Source organism: Sinomonas flava (genome assembly GCF_039531875.1).
Lineage (GTDB): Bacteria > Actinomycetota > Actinomycetes > Actinomycetales > Micrococcaceae > Sinomonas > Sinomonas flava.
The window spans coordinates 33,572-56,613 of record NZ_BAAAQW010000008.1; the positions used below are offsets into that span (position 1 = coordinate 33,572).

General features: G+C 71.9%; 19 protein-coding genes. 11 read left to right on the plus strand and 8 right to left on the minus strand.

Annotated features, from left to right (window positions below; genetic code table 11):
* Positions 1 to 94: 94 nt before the first annotated feature.
* From ABD298_RS13950 to ABD298_RS13965, 4 genes are all read right to left on the minus strand, one after another.
* Positions 95 to 2,005: an ABC transporter ATP-binding protein gene (locus tag ABD298_RS13950; protein ID WP_344300347.1), complete on the minus strand. Its 1,911-nt coding sequence runs from the start codon at positions 2,003 to 2,005 to the stop codon at positions 95 to 97.
* Positions 2,002 to 3,876: an ABC transporter ATP-binding protein gene (locus ABD298_RS13955; protein ID WP_344300442.1), complete on the minus strand. Its 1,875-nt coding sequence runs from the start codon at positions 3,874 to 3,876 to the stop codon at positions 2,002 to 2,004. Before ABD298_RS13955 ends, ABD298_RS13950 begins: the two co-directional genes overlap by 4 nt.
* A 95-nt stretch (positions 3,877 to 3,971) precedes the next feature.
* The gene (locus ABD298_RS13960; protein WP_344300348.1) at positions 3,972 to 4,943 is read right to left on the minus strand and encodes a metallophosphoesterase; all 972 of its coding nucleotides are present in this window, start codon (positions 4,941 to 4,943) and stop codon (positions 3,972 to 3,974) included.
* Positions 4,944 to 4,947: 4 nt separating this feature from the next.
* Entirely contained in the window at positions 4,948 to 7,239 is a 2,292-nt protein-coding gene (locus ABD298_RS13965; protein WP_344300349.1) for a transglycosylase domain-containing protein, read from the minus strand.
* Positions 7,240 to 7,275: 36 nt separating this feature from the next.
* On the opposite strand from ABD298_RS13965, the gene sp36 reads away from it, so the two are divergent.
* Genes sp36 through ABD298_RS13980 form a run of 3 tightly spaced genes read left to right on the plus strand, consistent with a single transcriptional unit; the run spans position 7,276 to position 8,898 of the window.
* Positions 7,276 to 7,434: a Sp36 family protein gene (sp36, locus tag ABD298_RS13970; RefSeq protein WP_208710342.1), complete on the plus strand. Its 159-nt coding sequence runs from the start codon at positions 7,276 to 7,278 to the stop codon at positions 7,432 to 7,434.
* A complete protein-coding gene (locus ABD298_RS13975; protein ID WP_344300350.1) occupies positions 7,431 to 7,934 on the plus strand; it encodes a RidA family protein in 504 nt (167 codons plus the stop codon). The genes sp36 and ABD298_RS13975 overlap by 4 nt, the downstream gene beginning before the upstream one ends.
* Positions 7,918 to 8,898, plus strand: a complete 981-nt coding sequence (locus tag ABD298_RS13980) for an NUDIX hydrolase (protein WP_344300351.1) — start codon at positions 7,918 to 7,920, stop codon at positions 8,896 to 8,898. Before ABD298_RS13975 ends, ABD298_RS13980 begins: the two co-directional genes overlap by 17 nt.
* Positions 8,899 to 9,028: 130 nt before the next feature.
* Here ABD298_RS13980 and ABD298_RS13985 read toward each other — a convergent pair whose 3' ends face one another.
* Positions 9,029 to 9,706, minus strand: coding sequence for a Crp/Fnr family transcriptional regulator (locus tag ABD298_RS13985; protein WP_208710340.1), 678 nt, complete (start codon positions 9,704 to 9,706; stop codon positions 9,029 to 9,031).
* Between the two features lie 204 nt (positions 9,707 to 9,910).
* Here ABD298_RS13985 and ABD298_RS13990 point away from each other — a divergent pair, with 204 nt between their 5' ends.
* A complete protein-coding gene (locus tag ABD298_RS13990; protein ID WP_344300352.1) occupies positions 9,911 to 11,095 on the plus strand; it encodes a MarP family serine protease in 1,185 nt (394 codons plus the stop codon).
* A 14-nt stretch (positions 11,096 to 11,109) separates the two neighbouring features.
* On the opposite strand, the gene aroQ is transcribed toward ABD298_RS13990, so the two are convergent.
* Positions 11,110 to 11,583: a type II 3-dehydroquinate dehydratase gene (aroQ, locus tag ABD298_RS13995; RefSeq protein WP_344300353.1), complete on the minus strand. Its 474-nt coding sequence runs from the start codon at positions 11,581 to 11,583 to the stop codon at positions 11,110 to 11,112.
* Positions 11,584 to 11,669: 86 nt separating this feature from the next.
* Positions 11,670 to 13,637, minus strand: a complete 1,968-nt coding sequence (gene acs, locus ABD298_RS14000; protein ID WP_344300354.1) for an acetate--CoA ligase — start codon at positions 13,635 to 13,637, stop codon at positions 11,670 to 11,672.
* Positions 13,638 to 13,922: 285 nt separating this feature from the next.
* Between acs and ABD298_RS14005 the strand changes: the two genes are divergently transcribed.
* From ABD298_RS14005 to ABD298_RS14015, 3 genes are read left to right on the plus strand one after another with little or no spacing between them, the layout of a single operon-like run.
* Positions 13,923 to 15,575 (plus strand): hypothetical protein, encoded by a 1,653-nt coding sequence (locus ABD298_RS14005; protein ID WP_344300355.1) that lies wholly within the window; start codon positions 13,923 to 13,925, stop codon positions 15,573 to 15,575.
* A complete protein-coding gene (gene nth / locus ABD298_RS14010; RefSeq protein ID WP_425564435.1) occupies positions 15,572 to 16,408 on the plus strand; it encodes an endonuclease III in 837 nt (278 codons plus the stop codon). Before ABD298_RS14005 ends, nth begins: the two co-directional genes overlap by 4 nt.
* Positions 16,405 to 17,082: an NUDIX hydrolase gene (locus tag ABD298_RS14015; RefSeq protein WP_344300356.1), complete on the plus strand. Its 678-nt coding sequence runs from the start codon at positions 16,405 to 16,407 to the stop codon at positions 17,080 to 17,082. Before nth ends, ABD298_RS14015 begins: the two co-directional genes overlap by 4 nt.
* Before the next feature lie 22 nt (positions 17,083 to 17,104).
* Here ABD298_RS14015 and ABD298_RS14020 read toward each other — a convergent pair whose 3' ends face one another.
* Positions 17,105 to 18,763 (minus strand): bifunctional 3'-5' exonuclease/DNA polymerase, encoded by a 1,659-nt coding sequence (locus tag ABD298_RS14020; protein ID WP_425564428.1) that lies wholly within the window; start codon positions 18,761 to 18,763, stop codon positions 17,105 to 17,107.
* Between the two features lie 158 nt (positions 18,764 to 18,921).
* Between ABD298_RS14020 and ssd the strand changes: the two genes are divergently transcribed.
* Genes ssd through ABD298_RS14040 form a run of 4 tightly spaced genes read left to right on the plus strand, consistent with a single transcriptional unit; the run spans position 18,922 to position 22,725 of the window.
* Positions 18,922 to 20,073, plus strand: a complete 1,152-nt coding sequence (gene ssd, locus ABD298_RS14025) for a septum site-determining protein Ssd (RefSeq protein ID WP_344300358.1) — start codon at positions 18,922 to 18,924, stop codon at positions 20,071 to 20,073.
* A complete protein-coding gene (locus ABD298_RS14030) occupies positions 20,070 to 21,254 on the plus strand; it encodes a TadA family conjugal transfer-associated ATPase (protein ID WP_344300359.1) in 1,185 nt (394 codons plus the stop codon). Before ssd ends, ABD298_RS14030 begins: the two co-directional genes overlap by 4 nt.
* A complete protein-coding gene (locus tag ABD298_RS14035) occupies positions 21,251 to 22,126 on the plus strand; it encodes a type II secretion system F family protein (protein WP_344300360.1) in 876 nt (291 codons plus the stop codon). Before ABD298_RS14030 ends, ABD298_RS14035 begins: the two co-directional genes overlap by 4 nt.
* Complete coding sequence (locus ABD298_RS14040) at positions 22,123 to 22,725, plus strand: type II secretion system F family protein (protein WP_344300361.1); 603 nt, start codon at positions 22,123 to 22,125, stop codon at positions 22,723 to 22,725. The genes ABD298_RS14035 and ABD298_RS14040 overlap by 4 nt, the downstream gene beginning before the upstream one ends.
* The last annotated feature ends 317 nt before the right edge of the window (positions 22,726 to 23,042 follow it).

Genomic DNA, 23,042 nt, shown 5'->3' on the forward strand with positions numbered 1-23,042 from the left:
CCCCCGGGTCTCCCCGGAGCAACTCATCCAGAGTACCCGATTCGCCCCCGAAGGCGAAATCGACCAGCCCTGCCGTGAGGGGGTCCCGCGGGGGTCAGACGAGCGAGTCGCGCCACGCGCCGTGAAGCGCTGCGAAGCGGCTGCCGCCCGAAAGGAGGTCTGCGGGGGAGCCGTCCTCGACAATCCGTCCCCCCTCCATGACGAGCACCCGGTCGGCGATCTCCACCGTCGAGAGCCGGTGCGCGATGATGATCGCCGTCCGGGCTGCGGGTGCCGCCGGACTCCCGCCGCCTGCCGCGGGCGAGCGGGCGCCGTCGTGCGGGCTACCGTCCAGCAGCCGCGCCAGCCCGGCTTGGACGAGCCGCTCCGAGGGGATATCGAGTGAGCTCGTGGCCTCGTCGAGGATGAGCACGGCGGGGTCCGCGAGCACCGCCCGCGCGAACGAGATGAGCTGCCGCTGCCCCGCCGAGACGCGGCCGCCGCGCTTGGTCACGTCCGTGTCGTAGCCCTCGGGGAGGGCGGCGATGAAGTCGTGGGCGCCGACGGCGCGGGCCGCCTGCTCGATCTCGGTCCGGGACGCCTCGGGCCGGCCGAGCGCGATGTTGTCCGCGACGGAGCCCGAGAAGAGGAACGCCTCCTGGGTGACCATGACCACCGCCCGGCGCAGGTCCCGCGTCGAGAGCCTCCGGAGGTCGACGCCGTCGAGCGTCACGGAGCCTGCCGCGGGGTCGTAGAACCGGGCCACGAGTTTGGCGAGGGTCGACTTCCCCGCCCCGGTCGCGCCGACGAGCGCGACGGTCTGCCCGGCGGGGATCCGCATCGAGAACTCCGGCAGGACCTCGGGACCCTGGCCGTAGGCGAATGCGACCGACTCGAACGCGATGTCGCCGCGGGCCTGGGGGAGGGGGACCGGGTCGGGGGGCGGCTGGACGGTCGGGACCTCCTCGAGCAGTCCCGACACCTTCTCGAGGGCGGCCTGGGCGCTCTGGAAGGAGTTGTAGAACATCGCCATCTGCTCCAGCGGGGCGAAGAACCGCTTCGTGGAGAGCACGACGGCGAGGAGCACGCCGACCTCGAGGCTTCCCCCGAGCACACGGAACCCCGCGACCAGGAGCACCACCGCGACCGTCACATTCCCGATCAGCACGAGGCCCGGCTGGAACACCCCGTGCAGCCTGATCGAGCGGAGGGTCACGCCGGCATAGTCGTCGGCGAGCCGCCCGTACACGTCCGCGTTCTCGCGCTCCTTCCGGAACGCCTTGACGGCGCGGATCCCCGTCATCGTCTCCACGAAGTGCACGATCAGCCGCGCCGACACCACCCGCGACGCCCGGAAGGCCCGCTGCGAGCGGATCTGGTACCAGCGGGCCAGCAGCGCCATGGGGACCGCGGCGCCGAGCATGATCAGCCCCGAGCGCCAGTCGAGCAGGAAGACGGTCACGGCCGTGAAGCCCATGAACAGCAGCCCTGACGCGAGCGCGCTCACCCCCGAGTCCAGGAGCTCGCGAAGGGCCTCGAGGTCGGAGGTCTGGCGGGAGATGATCCGCCCCGAGGTGTACGACTCGTGGAAGTCCAGGCTCAGCCGCTGGGTGTGCCGGAACACCCGCACACGCAGGTCGAGGAGCATGCTCTGGCTCATCCTCGCGGTGGAGGTGACGTAGCCCGCGGTGAGCAGCGCCGTCGTGAGCGCGGCGGCAAGGTAGCCGCCCCCCGCGAGCCAGACGGGCGCGGAGTCCCCGGCCGCGAGGGCAGGGAGTGCGCGGTCGATCCCGAACGCGATGAGCGCCGGGCCGGTGGCCCGCGCCGCCTGCGAGACGACGACCATCGCGAGTGTCGCCCACAGCCGGGTCCGCACGGGCCGGATGAGGTCGCCGAGGAGCCTGAGCGAGCGCCGCCGCGCGGCGCGGCTCTCCTCCCGGGACAGGTCGACGGCGTCTTCCGACGCGGTGCCGCGGCCAACCGGCCGCCGCGGCTGCCCGTGCCCCGCGCCTGTCCCGTGGCTCATCGTGCCTCCTCCAGCGTCTCGTCGAGGTCCGGGTCCGCGCGGCCGTCCAGGTCGCGCGGTCCTGCCGGAAGGCTCGCGATGACCCAGCGGTAGTGGGCGCTGCGCCCGAGCAGCTCCGTGTGGGTCCCCACGTCCTCGACCACGCCGTCGCGCAGGAGCGCGACGCGGTCCGCGAGGGCAACTGTCGAGGGCCGGTGGGCCACGATGAGGGTCGTCACGTGGGCGAGGGCGTCACGCAGGCGTGCCGAGACGCGCTCCTCGGTGGCGACGTCCAGTGCGGAGAGCGGGTCATCGAGGACGAGCACCGCAGGCTTGGCCGCGATGGCCCTCGCCAGCGCGATGCGCTGCCGTTGGCCGCCCGAGAGGCTCAGCCCTTCCTCGCCGATCGTCGTCGCGAGGCCATCTGGGAGCGAGTGCGCGAACTGGGCCTGGGCGACCTCGAGCGCCTCCTCGAGCGCGGCCTCCGCCTCGGGCCCTTCCCGCACCGGGGCCCCGAGCAGGACGTTGTCCCGCACCGAGGAGGAGAAGAGGATCGTGTCCTCGAACGCCACGGCGACCAGGCTCCGCAGTTCCGCGAGCGGCAGCCGGCGGACGTCGACGCCGTCGATCTCCACGGCGCCGCCGGTCACGTCGTAGAGCCGCGGGACGAGCTGCAGGAGGGTGCTCTTCCCGGAGCCCGTCGCCCCGACGAGCGCCATCGTCTCGCCCGCACGTACCTCGAGGTCGACGCCGCGAAGCACCTCCCCGGACGGGCCGGCTCCCGCCTCGGTCCCGTCCGCGCCTGGCCGGGCGGCGCCGTCGTGCGCGAAACCGAACCGCACCCCACGGAAGGTGAGCGCACCGCGGGGGGACGGAAGGTGCACCGGTTCCGCAGGGTCGATGACGGTGCGGCGCGCGTCCATGACCTCGAAGTGCCGGTCCACGGCCGTCTTCGCGGTGAGCGCCATGCCCACGAGCATGCCGCTGGCCTCGACCGGCTGCGCGACGGCGGCGGCCGTGGCGAAGAAGGCCGCGAGGGACCCGATCGAGATCTGCCCCGTGGAGGCCAGCCAGATCCCGGTCACGAGCCCGGCGCCGAGGGCGAGCTCGGGCAGGAGCGTCACCACGAGGCTGAACAGGGCCTGATGCCGGGCCTTCGCGACCTCCGTGTCGCGCAGCTGCTCAGCCTGCTCCGCGAAGTTCTCGAGCGCCTCCCGTGCGCGGCCGAACGCCTTGAGCACGCGGATGCCGTGCACGGACTCCTCGACGGTCGTGGCGAGGTCGCCGGCCTGGTCCTGGCTGCGTCGTGTCGCGAGGGAGAACCGCCGGCGGAACACGGCCCCGTACACCATGATGGGCAGCGCCGCGGCGAGGAAGATGAGTGCCAGCTGCCACGAGATCGAGAACAGGAGCACCACCCCGAGTGCCACCGTGCTGACGGAGACGACGAGGAAGATCGCGCCGAAGGCGAGCCAGCGGCGCAGGAACCCGAGGTCGGCGACCGAGCGCGAGAGAAGCTGCCCCGAGCCCCAGCGGTCGTGGAAGGCCACCGGCAGGTCCTGCAGGTGGCCGTACATCGTCAGGCGCATCTCGCGCTCGAGCCGGACGCTCGGCTCGATCACGAGGCGCCGGCGCAGCACCATCATCCCCGCCTCCGCTGCGCCCAGCACGAGCACGACGCCGGCCGCCCACCACACGGCGGACGGCTGGGTCCCCGGGCGCACGAGCTCGTCGATGACGCGGCGCAGCACCTGCGGGATCGACAGGGCGAGGGCGGCCCCGGCGAGGGCGACGACGAGGCCGAGGACGAGCCGGGGGACGATGGGGCGCACGATCGGCCCGAGACGGGCGATGGAACGGATGAACGAACTCTGCGGGACCTGCTGGCGCATGCCGGCGCTCACGACCTTCCGGGGAGGAGGAAGTCAGCTGGGGGTACCTACCCTACGCCCGAGAACCGGTTTCCGGCGGTCCGGGGGCGCCGACGTCAGGGGCGGGCGGTGAGGGTCAGCAGGACGGCCTCGGGCCGGCAGGCGATGCGGACGGGCGCGAAGCGGGAGGTCCCGATGCCGCCCGAGACGTTGAGCGGCACGACCCGGCCGTCGTTCTCCCACGGCGTCAGGCCCTTGGCCCGCCACGTGGGCAGGTCGCAGTTGGAGACCAGGGCGCCGAAGCCGGGGAGGCAGATCTGGCCCCCGTGCGTGTGGCCGGCAAGGATCAGGTCCGCGCCGGCGTCGGTGAAGTGGTCCAAGACGCGCTGGTATGGGGCGTGGATCACCGCGACCCTGATGTTGGGCTTCGTCTCGTAGCCCGACGCTCCCCGGGGCCAGTCGGCGTACCGCTCGCGCCTGAGATGGGGGTCGTCGACGCCCGAGAAGTCGAAGCGGACGTCGTCCAGGTTCAGCGACTGGGAGCGGTTCGTCAGGTCGATCCACCCGCCGGCGCCGAAGCCGGTGAAGAGGCGCCGCCAGTCGAGCTCGATCCTCCGCGGCAGCGGCTTCCTGTTCGAGGGCCCGACGAGGTAGCCGGCCGGGTTCTTCAGGACGGGGGCGTAGTAGTCGTTGGACCCGGGAACGAAGACCCCGGGGAACCGCAGCAGCGGTGCGACCGCCGCGAGCAGGGGCGCCACCGCGTCGGGGTGGCTCAGGTTGTCCCCGGTGTTGACCACGAGGTCCGGCTCGAGGTCGGCCAGGCCGGAGAGCCACCGCGCCTTCTTCTCCTGGCCGGGAACGAAATGGATGTCGCTCAGGTGCAGGACCCGGACGGGCCGCGAGCCCGCGGGGAGGACGGGGACGGTCTCCTCGCGGAGCACGAACTGCTCCTTCTCCCACCATCCGTAGGCGGCCGCCGCGGCGCCGGCACTGGCGCAGAGCCCGGCGGCCAGCGCAGCCCGGCGAGCCCCGGTGAGCGTGGCCGCGGACAGCCGGGCCGCCGTCGTGCGCGGTGCGGTGCGGTGCATGCGGCTAGCCGTTGCCGTTGCCGTTGTTGCGCTTGGTGCTGTTGTTCCCGCCGGGCGCCGGAGCCGGCGCAGGCTGGGGGGCCTGCGGCTGTGCCGGCTGCTGCTCAGGCGTGGACGCCTGCGGGGACGTGGTGGTCCTGTTCGTGGTGCTGCCGCCGGTCATCGAGGCGGGCGGGGCCTCGAAGGGGTCGGTCTTGTACAGCTTGGCGACCTGGGCCATGTAGTCGCCCCACTGCGGACCGGCGATGTACGCGCCGTCCACCACCGGGTAGAACTTGCCGTTGATCGTCACGTTGCGGCCCAGACGCGAGCTCGGATCCTGGAGCGCCTCGCCGAAGAACGACGCCGTGACGAGGCCCGTGGTAAAGCCGAGCACCCACGTCTGGCTGTTGAAGTTGTTCGTACCGGTCTTCGCGGCCGAAGGCGCGCCGATCTTCGGGATCTGGTAGCCGGAACCGCGGACCAGGACGTCCTGGAGCGCGAAGTTCACGCCCTTGGCGACATCCGGCTTGATGACGTTCTGCTGGCAGCTCGGGGCCTGCCCGCCGATCTTGTCGCCCTTGACGTCCGTCACTTCGGCGATGCTCATCGGGGCGCAGTAGGTGCCGCCGCTCGCGAACACCGCGAACGCGCTCGCCATGGTCATCGGGGAGACGTTGTACGGGCCGAGGAGGCTCGAGAGCGTGGACATGTCCAGCTTCTCCTTGCCCTCGCCGTCATGGAGCTGGACCGCGTCCGCGATCCGCTGGATGTCGCAGAAGTCGTTCAGCCCCGCGGCCGTCGCGTACGTGGCGGTGTTGATCGAGTTGTAGAGGCCGTAGTTGATGGGCATCGACCGGTAGAAGCCCTCGTCGTTGTTCTGCAGCGTCGGGGCAGCGCCGAGGCTCTCCTCGGCGCTGTTGAAGGCGCCGGTGACCCGGTTGCACGTGGTCTTCCAGGGGTAGTTCAGCGGGTAGACGCGCCGGGACGCGTCGATCGTCTGCGTCGCGGACTTGCCCTCGGTGAGCCACGCGGAGAACGTGAACGGCTTCATCGTCGAGCCCGGCTGGAACCCGCCGGCGCCTCCGATGTCGTTGCCGTTGGCGTCCTTGCGGTCCACGTTGAAGTTGTAGACGGTCGAGAAGTTGGAGCCCTGCCCCGGGAGCATCCGGGAGTTCTGCGCCATCGCGAGGACCTTGCCGGTGCCCGGCTCGATGGTCAGGAGCGAGGCGCCCCACTTGTCCGGGTTCGCGCCGGCGGTCGCGTCCACCCGGGCCTGGGCCGGGGCCTGGAGGCGCGGGTCGAGGGTGGTCTTGATCGTCAGGCCGCCACGGAAGACCTTCTTCTCGCGATCGTCCGGGGTGGCCCCGTAGGCCGGGTCGTTGAGGATCTGGTGCAGGACGTAGTCGCAGAAGTACGCGGCCTGGGACGCGTACGCGCAGCCCTGCTTCGGCGGGTTGACCTTGAGCTGGATCGGCGTGGCGATGGCCTCGTCGTGCTGCTGCTGGTTGATCTTGCCGTGCTGGAGCATCGCGTCGATGACGAGGTTGCGCCGCTGCAGCGCGTTGTCCGGGTTGATCTCCGGGTTGTACATCGTCGGGCTGTTCACCAGCCCCGCGAGCATCGCGGCCTGCGGGATCGTCAGGTTCTTGGCGTCCGTCGAGAAGAAGTACTGGCTCGCTGCCTGGATGCCGTACGCGTTGCGGTTGAAGAACACGATGTTGAGGTAGCCCTCGAGGATCTGGTCCTTCGAGTACTGCTTCTCGAGTGCGATCGAGAGCTTCATCTCGCGCAGCTTGTCGCCCACGCCCTTCTGGCCGTTGAGCACGACGTCGGCGTCCTTGCCCTGGGCCACGAGCGACTCGTTGATCACGTTGGTGACGTACTGCTGGGTGATCGTCGAGGCGCCCTGGCGGCTGCCGCGGACGTTGGCCGCGAGGGCGCGCAGGATGCCGGTGGTGTCGACGCCGCCGTGCTCGTAGAAGCGCGCGTCCTCGATCGCGATGATGGCGTCCTTGATGTTCGGCGACATCTGGTCCAGCGGGACGCGCGTCCGGTTCTCCGCGTACAGGCTCGCGATCTCGGATCCGTCCGCGGCGAGCACCCGGGTCACCTGCCCCGGCTGGTCCACCTTGAGCTCGCCCGGGAGGCTGTCGAAGAACTGGACGGAGCCGTTCGCCGCACTGCCCGTGACGGCCGCCGCGGGCACCATGAGACCGGCAACGAGCACGCCGCAGATCGCACTCACGCCAAGGAATGCGAGGATCTTGCCCAAGGTGGTGGCCGTGTCAAAGACAGGGTTCTTGCCAGACGCCATGTGTGCCAGTCTACCGGGAGGGGCTAATCTGGCCTCATGACCGCCTGGGAATACGCCACCGTGCCGCTGATCGTGCACGCCACGAAGCAGATCCTCGACCAGTGGGGCGCGGACGGCTGGGAACTCGTCCAGGTCGTTCCCGGGCCCGGCGGAAACGGGCTCGTCGCCTACATGAAGAGGGAGAAGCAGGCATGACCCAGGAGGCATCCAAGACCGGCACGGACGCCGAGGTGGCCAGCGCCGTCGAGCGCCGTCTGGCAGACCTCGGCCTCGCGCTGCCGGAGGTGGCCGCCCCCGTTGCCGCGTACGTCCCCGCCGTGGTGACCGGCTCGACCGTGTACACGTCCGGCCAGCTGCCCTTTGTCTCCGGCCAGCTCCCCGCCACCGGAAAGGTCGGCGCCGAGGTGACGGCGGACGACGCGAAGAAGTACGCGGAACTGTGCATCATCAACGCGCTTGCCGCGGTCAAGGCCCAGATCGGGGACCTCGACCGCATCACGCGGATCGTCAAGGTCGTGGGCTTCGTGGCCTCCGATCCGCAGTTCACCGGCCAGCCCGGGGTCGTCAACGGGGCTTCGGAGCTGCTCGGCAAGGTCTTCGGCGATGCGGGGACCCACGCCCGCTCCGCCGTCGGCGTCGCGGTCCTGCCGCTCGACGCCCCAGTGGAGGTTGAGTTGATTGCCGACTTCGCTTAGGCGCCGTTTCATCCTGCCCAAGCGCCTGCAGGGCGCGGCGCGCAGCTGGCTCGACGAGGTCGAGCGCGCGCCCCGCAAACCCCGGTTCGCCTCGTCCGTGGCGCTCGTGCGCGACTCCGCGGACGGGACCGAGACCTGGCTGAGCTACCGCGGGGGTGAGTCACCGCTCGGCGTCGTGGGCTTCCCCGGCGGTTCGGTCGAGAACACCGACCTCGACAGCTTCGACTGGTTCGGCCCCTCCGTGGGGCAGTGGGCCGAACTCCTCGGCACCGAGGACTACGCACTGGCCCGCACGCACGTCGTGGCGGCCATCCGCGAGCTCTTCGAGGAATCCGGCGTCCTCCTCGCTGGGTCCGACGAGTCCGTCGTGGTCGAGGGCACGAGCACCCCGGACTGGACGCGCGCCCGCGAGGCCCTCGCCGGGCAGGAGATCACCTTCGCCCAACTCCTCGCCAAGAGGGGACTCGGGCTGCGCACGGACCTCCTGCGGCCGCTCGTCCACTGGGTCACACCGGACTTCGCCCACCGCCGCTTCGACACGCGCTACTTCGCCGCGACCCTGCCGGTCGGGCAGACCCCGACCCTGCTGCCGAGCAAGGGCGTGTGGGGCCAGTGGGTGTGCGCCGGGAAGGTCGTCGCCGAGCGCGAGACCCCTGCCCTCGGAGACGAGATCGGCCAGCCGGACACCCGCGGGCTGCCGCTGCCCGAGCTGCTGGTGCCGGCCACGGAGATCATCCTGGCCAAGATGGCCAAGGCCAAGGGCTGCATCGCCTACCTCAACATCCGGCGCACGACCCACACCTACCAGGCCCAGCTGGCCGAGGACTCGGGCCAGCTCTTCCTCGAGGTCGAGGCTCCGGGCGCGGTCGCGCCGCCCACCGAGGCGCTCCACACTGTGCCGCACGGCGGCGGGGCGCACCCCGCATCGCACCCGTCCGCGGTGGCCCACGACGGCGGGGCCTGACCGCCGCTGCGTCCTCGCCCGAGCATGGGGCCCGGCGAACAACGAAACAAGGAGCCGGGCCCCTGCAGGGGACCGGCTCCTTGTCTTGTCGGAGGCGCCTTGCGGCGGCGTCTTGTCGGCGGCCGGGCGGTCAGCGCGAGCGCTGGCGGAGGCGCTGCATGTCCAGGATCACGACGGCGCGGGCCTCGAGGCGGATCCAGCCGCGCTGGACGAACTCGGCGAGGGCCTTGTTGACGGTCTCGCGGGAGGCGCCCACCAGCTGGGCCAGCTCCTCCTGCGTGAGCTCGTGGGCCACGAGGACCCCGTCCGTCGCGGGACGGCCGAAGCGGTCCGCGAGGTCCAGGAGGGCCTTGGCGACGCGGCCCGGGACGTCGGAGAAGACCAGGTCCGAGAGCGAGTCGTTCGTGCGCCGCAGGCGCCGTGCGAGGGCCTGGAGCAGCTGGGCCGAGACCTCGGGACGCGAACGGAGCAGGGCGTTGAGGGACTCGTTCTTGAGGCCGGCGAGGCGGGTCTCGGAGACGGCGGTGGCCGTCGCGTTGCGCGGAGCCGGGTCGAAGAGGGCCATCTCGCCGAACAGCTCGCCCGGGCCGAGGATGGCGAGGAGGGATTCGCGGCCGTCGGGGGAGGTGCGCCCGAGCTTCACCTTTCCGGAGACGATGAAGTAGAGCTGGTCGCCCTGGTCGCCCTCGCGGAACACCGACGCGCCGCGGGACAGGTCCACCTCGGTGAGCTCGTCCGTCAGCAGGCGGAAGGCGTCGTCGTCGAGAGTCGCGAAGAGGGGGGCCCGGCGCAGTACTTCGATGTCCAATTCAATCTCCTCTGGTGATGTTCAGTGCAGGCGCTGCGGTCATTGTTTCAGATTCCGCGCGGGTTTGTGACGTACTTGGCAGGCGACACAGGGGCGGCGAACCCGAATGGGGCGGCACCACAGCTATAGCAAACGTAAAGCCCACGCGTTCTGTTCCGCTATTGCGGTCAGTGCGCGCTCAGGCGCCGCCGATAGACTCCGAGGGTGCTTCTCGGCGTGAACCTCCTCGACGTGCTCCTCCTGCTCGTCCTTGTCGGCTATCTGGCCAACGGGATCCGGGCCGGGTTCGTCGTGAGCCTCGGCGGGATCCTCGGCTTCGTGGCGGGCGGCGTCGCGGCGTTCTTCGCCGTGCCCCTCGTGAGCGGTTGGCTCGTGGACTCCGGGTGGCGCGTCGCGGGGATCATCATCACCGCCGTCCTGCTCATGGCGGCCGGCAACGCCGTCGGCTCCGCGCTCGGCCACCGCGTCAGGCGGGGGATCCGCTGGAAGGGGGCCACCGCCGTCGACCGTGGGCTCGGCGGGCTCGTGAGCGTCGTCGTCGCCGCCCTCGTGGTCTCGATGACGGCCTTCACGGTCTCGAGCATCGGTGTCCCACTCCTGTCGCAGCAGATCGCCGACTCGAAGGTCGTGCGCGCGATCGACGATCTCACGCCCGATCCCGTGAAGGAGCAGGCGGCAGGGCTGCGGGCCTTCGTGATCGGTGACGGCCTGCCCAAGCTCATCGAGGGCATCGGCCCGATCCAGCCGGTCCCGGTGCCCGACTCGGTCGACACCCCGGAACTGCGGGCAGCGTCGGAGTCTGTGCTGAGGATCACGGGCACCGCGTACCAGTGCGGGCAGAACCAGACAGGCAGCGGCTTCGTCGTCTCGCCCGGGCGTGTCGTCACGAACGCGCACGTGGTGGCGGGCGTGTCTGAGCCCGTCGTCGAGGTTCAGGGGGGAGGCGCGCGGACGGGGCGCGTCGTGTACTTCGACGCAGTCCAGGATCTCGCCGTGATCGCCGTCGACGGACTGCGCGCGCGGCAGCTCCCGCTCACCTCGACCAGCCCGTCGGGGACCACCGCGGCGTTCGCCGGCTACCCGCTCGGCGGCCCGTACCAGGTGCGGCCGGCCGTCGTCCAGGGGACGACGACGGTGCTCGCCCCGGACATCTACGGCGCCAACGAGGTGCCCAAGCGCGTGTACCAGCTCTCGGGCAACGTCCAGCAGGGCAACTCCGGCGGCCCGCTCCTGACCCTCGACGGACACGTCACCGGGGTGGTCTTCGCCAAGAGCGAGTCGACGGCGGACGTCGGCTACGCCCTCACGATGGAGGAGCTGAGCCCGGTGGCGCAGGAGGCTGCGTCGCTGAGCCAGCCCGTCCAGCCCGGGACCTGCACCCGCAAGTGAGCCGCGGCCGGGGTTCAGACCTGGACGGGAAGGCGCGTATCCGTGAGGTCTGCGAGGTAGTCGATGCCGAAGCGGTACCCGAGGACGCCCGCCCCGGCGATCACGGCCTTGGCGATGTCGCTCAGGTACGAGTGGTGGCGGAAGGGCTCGCGGGCGTGGACGTTGGTGATGTGGACCTCGACCGTCGGAAGCTGCGCCGCGGTGATCGCGTCCCGGATCGCGACCGACGTGTGCGTGTAGGCACCGGCGTTGATGACCAGGCCCAGGGCCGTTCCCCGGGCGGCGTGGATCGCGTCGATGATCTCGCCCTCGTGGTTGGACTGCACGCAGTGGACCTCGAGGCCGTGGGCCGCGGCCGCTTCGGCACACAGCCGCTCGACGTCCATGAGGGTGTCTGTCCCGTACTTCTCGGGCTCGCGCGTCCCGAGGAGGTTGAGGTTGGGTCCGTTGACCACGAGGATCATGCCGCGGGGGGTCTCTTCCGTCATGGCATCACTCTAGGCGCTCCCGCCATACGACGGCGGCGCCCCACCCCGGGGGGTGAGGCGCCCCCGTCGTGCGCTGGCGGGGTGCGCTACTTCCGCAGATCCGCGGCGATCTTCTGCATGACCGTGGGGTCCGCGAGGGTCGTGGCGTCGCCCGGATCGCGGCCCTCTGCGACGTCCTTGAGGAGGCGGCGCATGATCTTGCCCGAGCGGGTCTTGGGCAGCTCGGGGACCACCAGGACGTGGCGCGGCTTGGCGATCGGGCCGATCTCGTGGCCCACGTGGGCGCGCAGGACAGCGGAGGGATCCTCTCCCTCGGCGATCTGCGCCTCGCCGCGCAGGATCACGAACGCCACGACGGCCTGGCCGGTCGTCTCGTCCGCTGCGCCCACGACGGCGGCCTCGGCCACCCACGGGTGGGAGACGAGGGCAGACTCGATCTCGGTCGTGGAGAGGCGGTGGCCGGAGACGTTCATGACGTCGTCGACGCGGCCCAGCAGCCAGATGTCGCCGTCGTCGTCCTTCTTGGCGCCGTCGCCCGCGAAGTACATGCCCTCGAAGCGGGACCAGTAGGTGTCCTTGAACCGCTCCGGGTCGCCCCAGATGCTGCGGAGCATGGCCGGCCAGGGCTCGCGGATCACGAGGAAGCCCCCGTGGCCGTTCGGGACCGCGTGCCCGGCCTCGTCCACGACATCCACCGCGATGCCGGGCAGCGGGACCTGCGCCGAGCCGGGCTTCGTGGCCGTCACGCCGGGGAGCGGGGCGACCATGATGGCGCCGGTCTCGGTCTGCCACCACGTGTCGACGATGGGCGCCTTCCCGTGCCCGATGACCTCGCGGTACCACATCCAGGCCTCGGGGTTGATCGGCTCGCCCACGGACCCGAGCACCCGGATGCTCGAGAGGTCGTACTTGGCCGGGATGTCCTGACCCCACTTCATCATGGTGCGGATCGCCGTCGGGGCGGTGTAGAGGATCGAGACCTTGTACTTCTCGACGATCTCCCACCAGCGGCCCTGGTGCGGGGAGTCCGGGGTGCCTTCGTACATGACCTGCGTGGCGCCGTTGATGAGCGGGGCGTACGCGACGTAGGAGTGGCCGGTGACCCAGCCGATGTCCGCCGTGCACCAGTACACGTCCGTGTCCGGTTTGAGGTCGAACACCGCGGAGTGGGTGAAGGCGGTCTGCGTGAGGTAGCCGCCCGTGGTGTGCAGGATGCCCTTGGGCTTCCCCGTGGTGCCGGACGTGTAGAGGATGAACAGCGGGTGCTCTGAATCGTGGCCCACCGCGGTGTGCTCGGGGGAGGCGGCGGCCATGACCTCGGACCAGTGCAGGTCCCGGCCCTCGGTCCACTCGACGTCCTGGCCGTTGCGCTTGACCACCACGACGTGCTGGACGGTGTGGCCGTCCTCGGCCAGCGCCTCGTCGACGGCCGGCTTGAGGGAGGAGGGCTTGCCACGGCGGTAGGTGCCGTCCGCGGTGACCACGAGCTTGGCCTCCGCATCGTCGATGCGCGAGCGCAGCGCCTCGGAGGAGAAGCCGCCGAACACGACAGAGTGGACGGCGCCGATGCGGGCGCAGGCCAGCATCGTCACGACGGCTTCGGGGATCATCGGCAGGTAGACCGCGACCCGGTCGCCCTTGGTGACCCCGAGGGACTCGAAGGCGTTCGCCGCGCGCTTGACCCGCTCGGTCAGGTCGGCGTAGGTGATGGTTTCGGTGTCCCCGGGCTCGCCCTCGAAGTAGATGGCCACCCGGTCGCCCAGACCGTTCTCGACGTGGCGGTCCAGGGCGTTGTACGCGGCGTTGACCTCACCGCCGACGAACCACTTCGCGAACGGCGGGTTGGACCAGTCGAGCGCGGTCTCGAAGTCCTTGGACCACGTCAGAAGGGCCCGGGCCTGATCGGCCCAGAACGCGGTGCGATCGGCGTTGGCCTCTGCGTAGATGCCCTCCTGGACGTTCGCGGAGGCCGCGAACTCCTTCGACGGCGGGAACTGCCGCTCCTCGCGGAGCAGGTTCTCGAAGGCGTCTCCTTTGACGGTTTCCTGGGACATTGATGTCCTTTCGGCTCGTTCCTCGCGTGTTCCAGCCGGCGCATTGCCCAGCCGGAGGACTTCCGCCTCCAGATGTGACGCCGCGCACTTCTGCTGCCGCTTCCACAGTAGCGCGGCTGGAGTCGCACGAACGTTGCGTCGATCACATTCCGGCGCTGGGCGGTCCGTTCCCTGCGCCGGGCGGTACGCGTCCGACGGCGAGCGGTCGCCTTCCGGGGCTGGCCCCATCTAGGTGGAGGCGGCGGGGTTTGGCTAGGCTGAACGGGAAGACCGAAGGAGTGACTCATGTCTGTTCCCAGCAAGAGCCCGTCCGAGGGGCGCCACAGCCAGGCCGTTCTCGGGCCGTTCACCGTCCGCGACCTGACCCTCTTCGGCGGTGTCCTCATCCTCTTCGTGGGCTCGCTCCTTCCCCTCCTCGAGCGCACCGTGCTGCTGAACCTGTGGAATTCGCAGAGCATCTTCTTTCTCGCGATCGGATTCCTCGTCCCGGCGGCGGCCGCTGCCCTCTTCGCATGGCGCCGCGTCGAGCCGCACCGGCCCCTGCGGGTCGGGTCGCTCTCGGTGGACCAGTTCGCGTCCGTGGCGGCTGTGCTCTGCGCCTCCTACTTCTTCGTCTTCACGGTCATGACCCTCACGCCGGGCGCCGTCGTCGGCCTCCTGGGCGCCGCGGGACTCCTGGCCTCCACGACCTTCGCGAGGCTGATCCCGGCGTTCGCAGCGGACTTCGCCGACCGGCCGGAGTCGCCCGCGCACATCGTGGCCCGTGACGCAGCACGCCCCGCTCCCAAGGCCCCTCACGGGAAGTCGGACGACCGGGCAGCGCGCGAGCCCCGAGCCTCAGTGCCGGCGGGGAGTGCTGTGCCGGCGGGGAGTGCTGTGCAGGCGGGGGGTGCTGCGCCGGCTGCAGGGGGTGCTGCCGCCGCCGCGGCCGCCGCCGGAGCATGGGGCGCCACTGCCGGAGCGTGGGGCTCGCACGCGGGCGAGCCCGAAGGCGCGGCAGAGCCGTCGCCTGCCGAGTCTCCCCGCCCAGCAGCGGCGTGGGCGCGCCCGGCCGAGGCGGCCTCGTCCACGAGCGGCGCGTCGTCGGCGGCCGGGGAGCTGCCCGAGGACACCCCCGTCGCGGACGACATCGCTGCACCCGACACGGACCAGGGACCCGCGGCCGGGCGCGGCGCTGAGGGCGGCTCCCATGCGGCAGGTGTCCCCTCGGAATCCGACGGCGCCGCACCGGCGGAGGTCGCCCCGGCGGAGGTCGCCCCGGCGGACGTCGCGCCGGCGAACGCCGCCTCGGCGGATGCACCGGGTGCGGGCGGCGGTGACCTCGCCTCGCGGATCCTCGCTACCGAACCGGAGCCGCCCACTCGCGTCTCCCCATCGGTGGATCCCACCCTCGGTGGGGGAACCTACGCGCAGGCTGACGGCGAGGCCTACGGCGCTCCACAACCCGCCGTCGCCGAACCAGTCTCGGTCGAACCGGCAGCGCCGGAACGGGCGGCATCCGGAGCGGCAGCGCCAGGGCCTGCGGCACCCGAAGCGGCAGCGGGACCGGCAGCGCCCGAGCCGGTGGCGCCGACGGCTCCTGGAGCCGGGCGGGAACCGGAGGAATCCGTGCGCTCCGCCGGCGAGCCTGCGGCGTCGGCACCCGCAACCGCAGTCTTCCCGGCGTGGTCCAGCCAGCCAGCGGACGAGCCCGACCGTTCACGGGGAATTGAGGCGAGCCGGGCCTATGAGGAACCGGAGGCCCAGTATGAGGCGTTCTGGTTCGCGGTGAGCCAGCCCCGCACTGCGGTGGATCCCACCACTGGCCAGCCGGCGTTCCCTCTCGAGCCCGGCCAATGGATCCTCGCCCTTCAGGACCGCGGGCACGAGTTCGTGGTCCAGAGCACGGACGGGCGCGTGGGAGTCCTTCGCGACCTGTCCGGAATTGAGCGGGGCTGAGCCGGCTGGCGGGGGCGCCGACGCGTCGCCGCCTCACCCCGGACGAATCCCCGCTCGCGCTCAAGCGGCGGGCCCGGAAGATCAACCGGGTGCTCGCCGAACAGTATCCATACGCGCACGCAGAGCTCGACTTCCGGAATCCGTTCGAGCTTCTGGTCGCCACCGTCCTGAGCGCCCAGACCACTGACGTTCGCGTGAACCAGGTGACGCCCGTCCTCTTCGCCCGCTACCCGGACGCGCGGTCCCTCTCTGAAGCCAACCTGACGGACATCGAGGAGATCATCCGTCCCACGGGGTTCTTCCGGGCCAAGGCGAAGAGCCTCCACACCCTCTCCCAGCGCATCGTGGACGAGTTCGACGGCGTCGTCCCCGGCACGCTTGCCGAGCTGGTCACGCTTCCTGGAGTGGGACGGAAGACGGCGAACGTCGTCCTCGGCAATGCCTTCGGCGTTCCCGGCATCACGGTCGATACACACTTCGGGCGGCTCGCCAAGAGGTTCGGGTGGACGGCCTCGGACGACCCCGTCGTGGTGGAGCGCGACGTGATGGAGCTCTTCGAACCCCGCGACTGGACCATGCTCTCCCACAGGGTCGTCTTCCACGGCCGCCGGGTGTGTCTGGCGCGTCGGCCCGCCTGCGGCGCCTGCGCGGTGGCGACGCTGTGCCCCTCTTTTGGGGAAGGCGAGACCGATCCCGCGAAGGCGCAGAAACTGCTCCGCTTCGAGCTCGCCCCGGGGAAGGAAGCACTCCACGCCGAGATGCTCGCGAACACCGACAACGCCGCGGCCATCCGGCAGCGGACCGAATCCGACGCCGCGGGGGTGTCCCCATGACTGCGCGCAGCGACCTCCAGGCCCTCGTGGCCGCGATCCTTGCCGGCGAGAAGGATCCCTTCGATCGGCGGTGGCACCCCCGGACGCTCCAGGGGGACTACCGCTCGGCCGCGGTGCTCGTCCTCTTCGGCGTCCTCGACGAAGTCCCTGCCGTCTCCCAGCGCCCGATCGCCCCCGCCGACCTCGACGTGCTGCTCCTCGAGCGCGCTCCGGAGCTCGACGCCCACCCCGGCCAGGTGGCCTTCCCCGGCGGCAGCCGGGACCCCGAGGACGCCACGCTCGTCGCCTGCGCCCTTCGGGAAGCGGTCGAGGAGACCGGACTGGACCCGGCAGGCGTCGAGGTTCTCGGTGAACTCCCGCCCCTGGGCATGGCGTACACCGGGTTCCTCGTGACCCCGGTGATCGGGTGGTGGGCATCGCCGTCGCCGGTCGACGTCGTCGACTACCGGGAGTCTGCGCAGGTCTTCAGGACCCCCGTGCGGGACCTGCTCGACCCGGACAACCGGGTCATGGTCGTGTTCTACCGGGGCGGTTCCCGGTTCGCGAGCCCCGGCTTCACCGTCAACGGTGTGCTGGTCTGGGGGTTCACCGCCATGGTGCTCGACTCGCTGTTCACCGCCCTCGGCTGGACCGTCCCGTGGGACCGCACCCACGAATACCGCCTCGAGCTGTGACCCGCGGTCCCGCCCGCGTGCGCTATTTCGCCTGATCGTACGAGCCGACCACGGCGACGCTCAGCGGGAACTCGACCGGCGCCCCGGGGAACAGGAGCCTCCCTGCCGCACGCGCTGCGTCCCGTACCGCTTGCGCACACGCCTCGGCGGCCGCCTCTTCTGCGTGGACCATGACCTCGTCGTGGAGGAAGTAGGTGAGCTCGGCGTGGAGCCCCCGCTCGCGGAGCCCGCGCAGCCGTCCGCGCAGTTCCGCCATCCAGCACTCGGCCCACTCCGCGGCCGTTCCCTGGATGACGAAGTTGCGTGTGAACCGCCCCCGCTCCCGAGCGAGCGCGTCAGCGCGGCGCTGCTCCTCGGCGCTGCCCGTGCGCTGGGATGCCGTCCAGCGCGCGGATGGCGGTGGTGTGCTGCGGCCGAGGTGCGTCGTGACCGTGAGGCCGCGTTCGCCGTCGCGCGCGGCCTTCTCGACGAACCCGACCGCGCGGGGGTAGAGCCGCGCGAGCTTCGGCATGAGGCGCCCCGATTCGCCCGTGGTGGCGCCGTAGATCGCCCCGAGCAGGGCGACCTTCGCCTGCGACCGGTCACCGCCGAACCCGGCCGCGGCAATCCCGGCGTAGAGGTCCCGGTCGCGTGCGGCCTCCGCCATCGCGCTGTCCCCGGCGAGTGCGGCCAGGATCCGCGGCTCGAGCTGAGAGGCATCGGCGACGATCAGGCGGTGGCCCGGGCGTGCCTTCGCCGCTGGCCGGACCTCTGCGGGGATCTGCATCGCGCCACCGCCGCGCGAGGACCAGCGCCCGGTCACGACACCTCCGACCGTGTAGTCGGGACGGAAGCGGCCGTCGCTGACCCACGTGTCGAGCCAGGCCCAGCCGTGCGCGGACAGCAGGCGAGCCATCTTCTTGTACTCCAGCAGCGGCAGGATGGCCGGGTGGGTGTACCTGCGGAGTTCCCACGCCCGGGTTGTCTGCGCCTCGATGCCCTCGCGGCGCAGGGCGCGCATGAGCTCCTGAGGCGAGTCGGGGTTGAGCGCAGGCGCGTTCAGCAGGGAGCGGAGCTCGCGGGCCTTCTGCTCAAGCAGCGCGGGCCGGGCTGTTCCCACGGGACGCGGCCCCAGACGGTCGCGGAGGATGGCGTCGTGGACGGTGGCGTCCCAGGGCACTCCGGCGTGCCGCATCTCCGCGGCGGCCAGGGCCCCGGCCGATTCGGCGGCCAGGAGCAGGGCGAGGCGGGGCCTGTGGGGCGAACCGGCGACGGCCGACAGCTGGCTGTGCAGCTCCTCGGCCAGCAGCTCAGTCCCGAAGCCGCCCGCTGGCCGGTTCTCGATCGGCACCTCGTCGAAGAGCGCGTCCTGATAGGGCGCTGCGCCTGAGGGCAGGCGGTGGGGGATCCCGTCCCCGGCGCCGTGAGGGGATCCGGCGACGCCGGCACCCGGGGTGTACTGGCCTTCGGCGACGTACGACGAATGCCTGAGGATCGCCGCGCAGAGCGAAAGGTCGTGGCACCGTCCCAGGGGGACGCCAGCGTGGAGCAGCCGCGGATACCAGTCCCCGGTGCGCAGCCACACCCACCGCGGGCCGTCCTGGGCCTCGATACGCGCAGCCTCCGCGGGGAAGCGGCTTCGTGGGACCACGTCCGGTCCGGCGACGGGGCGGCCTGCACGGTCCAGCCTCTGCAGTGCCACGCCTCCGTCCGGAGTGGTTGCCACGAGTTCGTACACCCGTCCATTCTTCCCCGCGATCAGCCGCTCCTTTCCTCCTCCACAGGCGGGGGTCGGGGCGTGTTGTCCACATAGGCGTAGCCCGGCTTCCGGCGGTCGCGCTGCCTCGCGAGGCTGGGGGCATGGACAGGCAAGAGCAGGACAGGCGGGAACCGGGCGGATGGGTCCCCGGCACCGCCGCAGCGGTGTGCTGCATCACCGCCGACGAGAGGCTGAGGGAGGACTGCGCGCGGGCTGCGGCGGTTGCAGGCGCGGCGTTCGAGGCGGCGTCGTCCGCGGGAGAGGCTGCGGCGCTCTGGTCCCGAGCCGACCTGGTGCTCGTGGGTGCCGACGTGACGGAGCTTCCGCCGCAGCGCAGGGATGCCGCGGTACTTGTCGGGCGCGGGTCCGACCGCGGCCTGCTCTGGCAGCGCGCGGCGGACCTCGGCGTCGACCACGTGGCGGAGCTGCCCGAGGCCGCCGAGTGGCTAGTCGAGTTTCTGGGACGCCGCGGATCGGACCGGTCATCGGGGTCCGTCGTCGGCGTGGTGGGCGGCTGTGGGGGAGCGGGCGCAAGCACAGCGGCGGCTCTGATCGCCGGGGCCGCCGCGCTCGACGGCGCTTCCGTCCTCCTCGTCGACGGGGACCGCTTGGCGGGGGGCCTTGAGGCGTCGATGAGCGAGCGCGGCGCCGAAGGGCTTCACTGGCCGGATCTGATCTCAGCGAGCGGGACGATCAACCCGGAGCAGCTCCGTTCGGCCCTGCCCCGTGTCAGGGGCGTGGGGCTGCTGTCCTGGCCGGCGAGCCCTCAGCGGGCAGCGAGGATCGGCGCCGCGGCGGTGTCGGGGGCCATTGGGGCGGCGCGGTCCGTGTTCGACCTCGTGGTCGCGGACGTCGGTCGGGGACGGGAAGGACTGGAGGACTTCGCGTGGGCGTGCGACCGTCTCCTCGTCGTCGTCCCGGGCCGTCTGGGCGGTGCGCTGTCCGCGGCGCAGCTTCTCCACGAGCTGCCGCCGGTGCCGGTGGGAGTCCTGGTGAGGGGACGCCCCGCCGAGGGAATCGATGCCGAGCAGCTCGCCGAGGCGGTCGACTGCCCGCTGGTGGGCACGGTGCCGCACGTCCGCGGCATTCCCGCCGCCGCGGAGGCAGGGCGCCTCCTCGAGTTCTCCCGGCTCCGGGCCTTCCGCCGGCTCGCGGGCTCGGTGCTGGACGGAGCTCACCTGCCCATGGACGACGGCGAGGCCCTCGCGGTGGGTGCGAGGCTGGCTTCACGCGGTCGGAGGGCCGGGCGATGAGGGCGCAGCGGGTCATCGACCGCGACCTCCTCGACTCCGTGCGCCGGACTGTCCTGTCGGAGCCGGGTCCGGTGACGACGGCGCGCATCGCGGCAGCCGTCCACGACAGCGGCCGGCTGCTGGGGACGGCCGGTGCGCTTGCCGCCGTCGAGCTCATCTCCGCGGAGCTGCGCGGACTGGGCCCGCTGCAGGTGCTCGCCAACGACCCCGCAGTGACGGACATCTTCGTCAATGCCCCGGACGACGTCTGGTTCGACCGGGGACGCGGTCTGGAACGGAGCCGTATCTCGTTCCCGTCCGAGGACGCGGTGCGCTCGCTGGCCGTGCGCCTCGTCGCCGCCGCTGGACGCCGACTGGACGAGAGCTGTCCGTGCGTGGATGTCCGGCTTCCCGAGGGATACCGGGTCCACGCAGTCCTGCCGCCCGTCTCCACAGGTGGGACGCTCCTGTCCGTGCGCATCCGGCGGGAACGCAGCCTGACCCTCGACGAACTCGTCGATGCGGGCACCGTCCTGCCCGACCAACGGCGGGTCCTCGAGGCCCTGGTCGAGCGGCGGCGCAGCTTCCTCGTCAGCGGTGCCACCGGGTCGGGGAAGACAACACTGCTGAGCACCCTCTTGGGACTTGTCCCCCAGAGCGGGCGGATCGTCCTCATCGAGGACGCAGCAGAACTGGCGCCCGACCACGATCATGCCGTCACCCTGGAGGCGCGCCACGGCAACGTCGAGGGGGCCGGGAGCGTGGACCTCGCCGACCTCGTCCGGCAGGCGCTGAGGATGCGGCCGGACTGGCTCGTGGTGGGCGAGTGCCGGGGTGCGGAGGTCCGCGAGCTGCTTGCTGCCCTGAACACCGGCCACAGCGGAGCAGGCACGATCCATGCGAACACGGCCCGGTCCGTCGTCGCCAGGCTCGCAGCGCTCGGCGCTCTCGCGGGGCTCGGCCCCGAGGCAACGGCCCTGCAGGCCGCCAGCGCACTCGACGCCGTGGTCCACCTCGAGCGCGACGCGGCGGGGCGGAGGGTCGCGAGCATCGCAGCAGTCCGCGAGCAGAACGGCGTGCTCGTCATCGAGGACGCACTCGTCCGGCCACCCGGGGAGTCTCGGTCGTGCGGGCGCGGACCGGGATGGCCGGCGCTCGCTGCGCTGACCGGAGCCGGCCTCGGAGGGGAGACGGGGGCATGAGCGGCGACTGGGGCGCCTCCGCTGCTGTCGCGATAGGCCTGTTCGGGGGGGCCGTGCTCGCGCAGCACCGTGCGGGAGCGGCACGCCTGCGGAAGCCCCTGTGGTCCGTCGATGGCGCCGTCGGGAGGGCAGCGAGGAGACGGTGGGGAGTCCCGTCGTCCGTCGCTACGGGTCGGGCTCCGTGGCGCGGCCCGGGGCATGCGAGTCCCGCGGAGGAACTCCAGAGCGTCGCGATCCTGGTGGCCCAGCTCTCGGCGCTCCTCCGTGCCGGCCGCAGCCCCGTCCAGATGTGGCACCAGGCCGCGGCAAGCCACGCCCGTCCGGGATCCAGCGAGGAACGGGGAGCGCGGGCGGGCCGGAGCGCATCGGGCGGCGCCACCGACCCGGAGGGCGCGGACGGGCTCGCGGGGGAGGCCGCGTTCGTCCTCTCGGCCGCTGCGCGCGCCGCGCAACTCGGGCGACCCGTCGGCGACGCGATCCGTTCGGCGGCCGCTGCCCGGCGGCGGGGAAGCCGTGGCAGTGCGGTGTGGGAGGGGCCGTGGACCAGCGTCGCAGCGTGCATTGAGACCGCGGAGGCCTCGGGCAGCCCGCTGGCAGGAGTTCTCGACCGGCTGGCTGCGCTCCTCGAGGCAGACGCGGATGCGGCGGCCGCGCGCGCGGTCGCCCTCGCCGGACCCCGCGCCACAGCGCAGGTGCTCAGCGTCCTCCCCGTGGCAGGGCTCGGTCTCGGGTTCCTCATGGGAGTCGATCCCGTCGGGGTGCTGCTCTCCACGCCGGTGGGTGCCGCTTGCCTCTCGCTCGGCGCGATCCTCACCCTTGCCGGGCGCTGGTGGTCAGCCCGGCTGGTTCGTTCCGCATCGGAGGCCCGATGAGCGTCCTCCTGGCGGTCGGCATCGTGGCTGGGGTGCTGGGGAGTTCACTCGCGCTCCGCGGGGCCACCTTCCGACTCCCTCTGCATCTTCCACCGGACTCCCATGGGCGGCAATCTTCCGCGCGCGATGCGGGACCCCGTCTCCTGGGCGCGCCGTCGGTCCCCTCGGGCGCCGACGAGGTCCCGCTGCTCCTGGAGCTGTTGGGGGCAATGCTCCAGGCGGGACTGAGTCTGCAGCGCGCGCTGGCAGTCGCGGCACGCATTCCCGGTGCCGAGTCAGAGGCCCTGGGGAGAGCGGCGGCCGCCCTCGAACTCGGCGTCGCATGGGAGCACGCCTGGCCGGCCTCGGGACAGGACATGTCGGCGGCGGGCCGTGAGATCAGGGATGCGCTGCATTTCGCCGCCGCGACCGGCGCGCCCTCCGCCGAGCTCCTCTTCTCCAGAGCAGGCCAGATCCGCCGGCGCCGGCACCGCGAGCTTGAACGCCGCGCCGCCGCTCTGGGAGTCCGGCTGGTCGTGCCCCTGGGCGTCTGCTCGCTGCCGGCGTTCCTCTGCCTCGGCGTCGTGCCCGTCCTCCTCGCCATGCTTCCTGCCCCCTGATCCACACCCCGGCTGACCGGCCACGAAGACTCCTGCCGCTTCCCGGCAGGCGGCGTCCCGACGCCACCTCCTTCCGACAGCAGTCGGAGGGATCCCACCCACAAGGAGGAACCATGTCCACCACCGCGATGGCAACCGCTTGGCTCGATCCCAGCGCCGGCCCGGCTCCAGAAGCACTCCCGCGCCCAGAATCGCTCACGGCCCCAGAACCACTCAGGGGCTCCGCATCGCTCCCGGTGCACGCAGGGAGCCTCGCCCGGGTCTTCGAGCTGTATCCGGTGACGGGCAGGCGGAGCCCTGGGCGCGGCCTGGGGTCC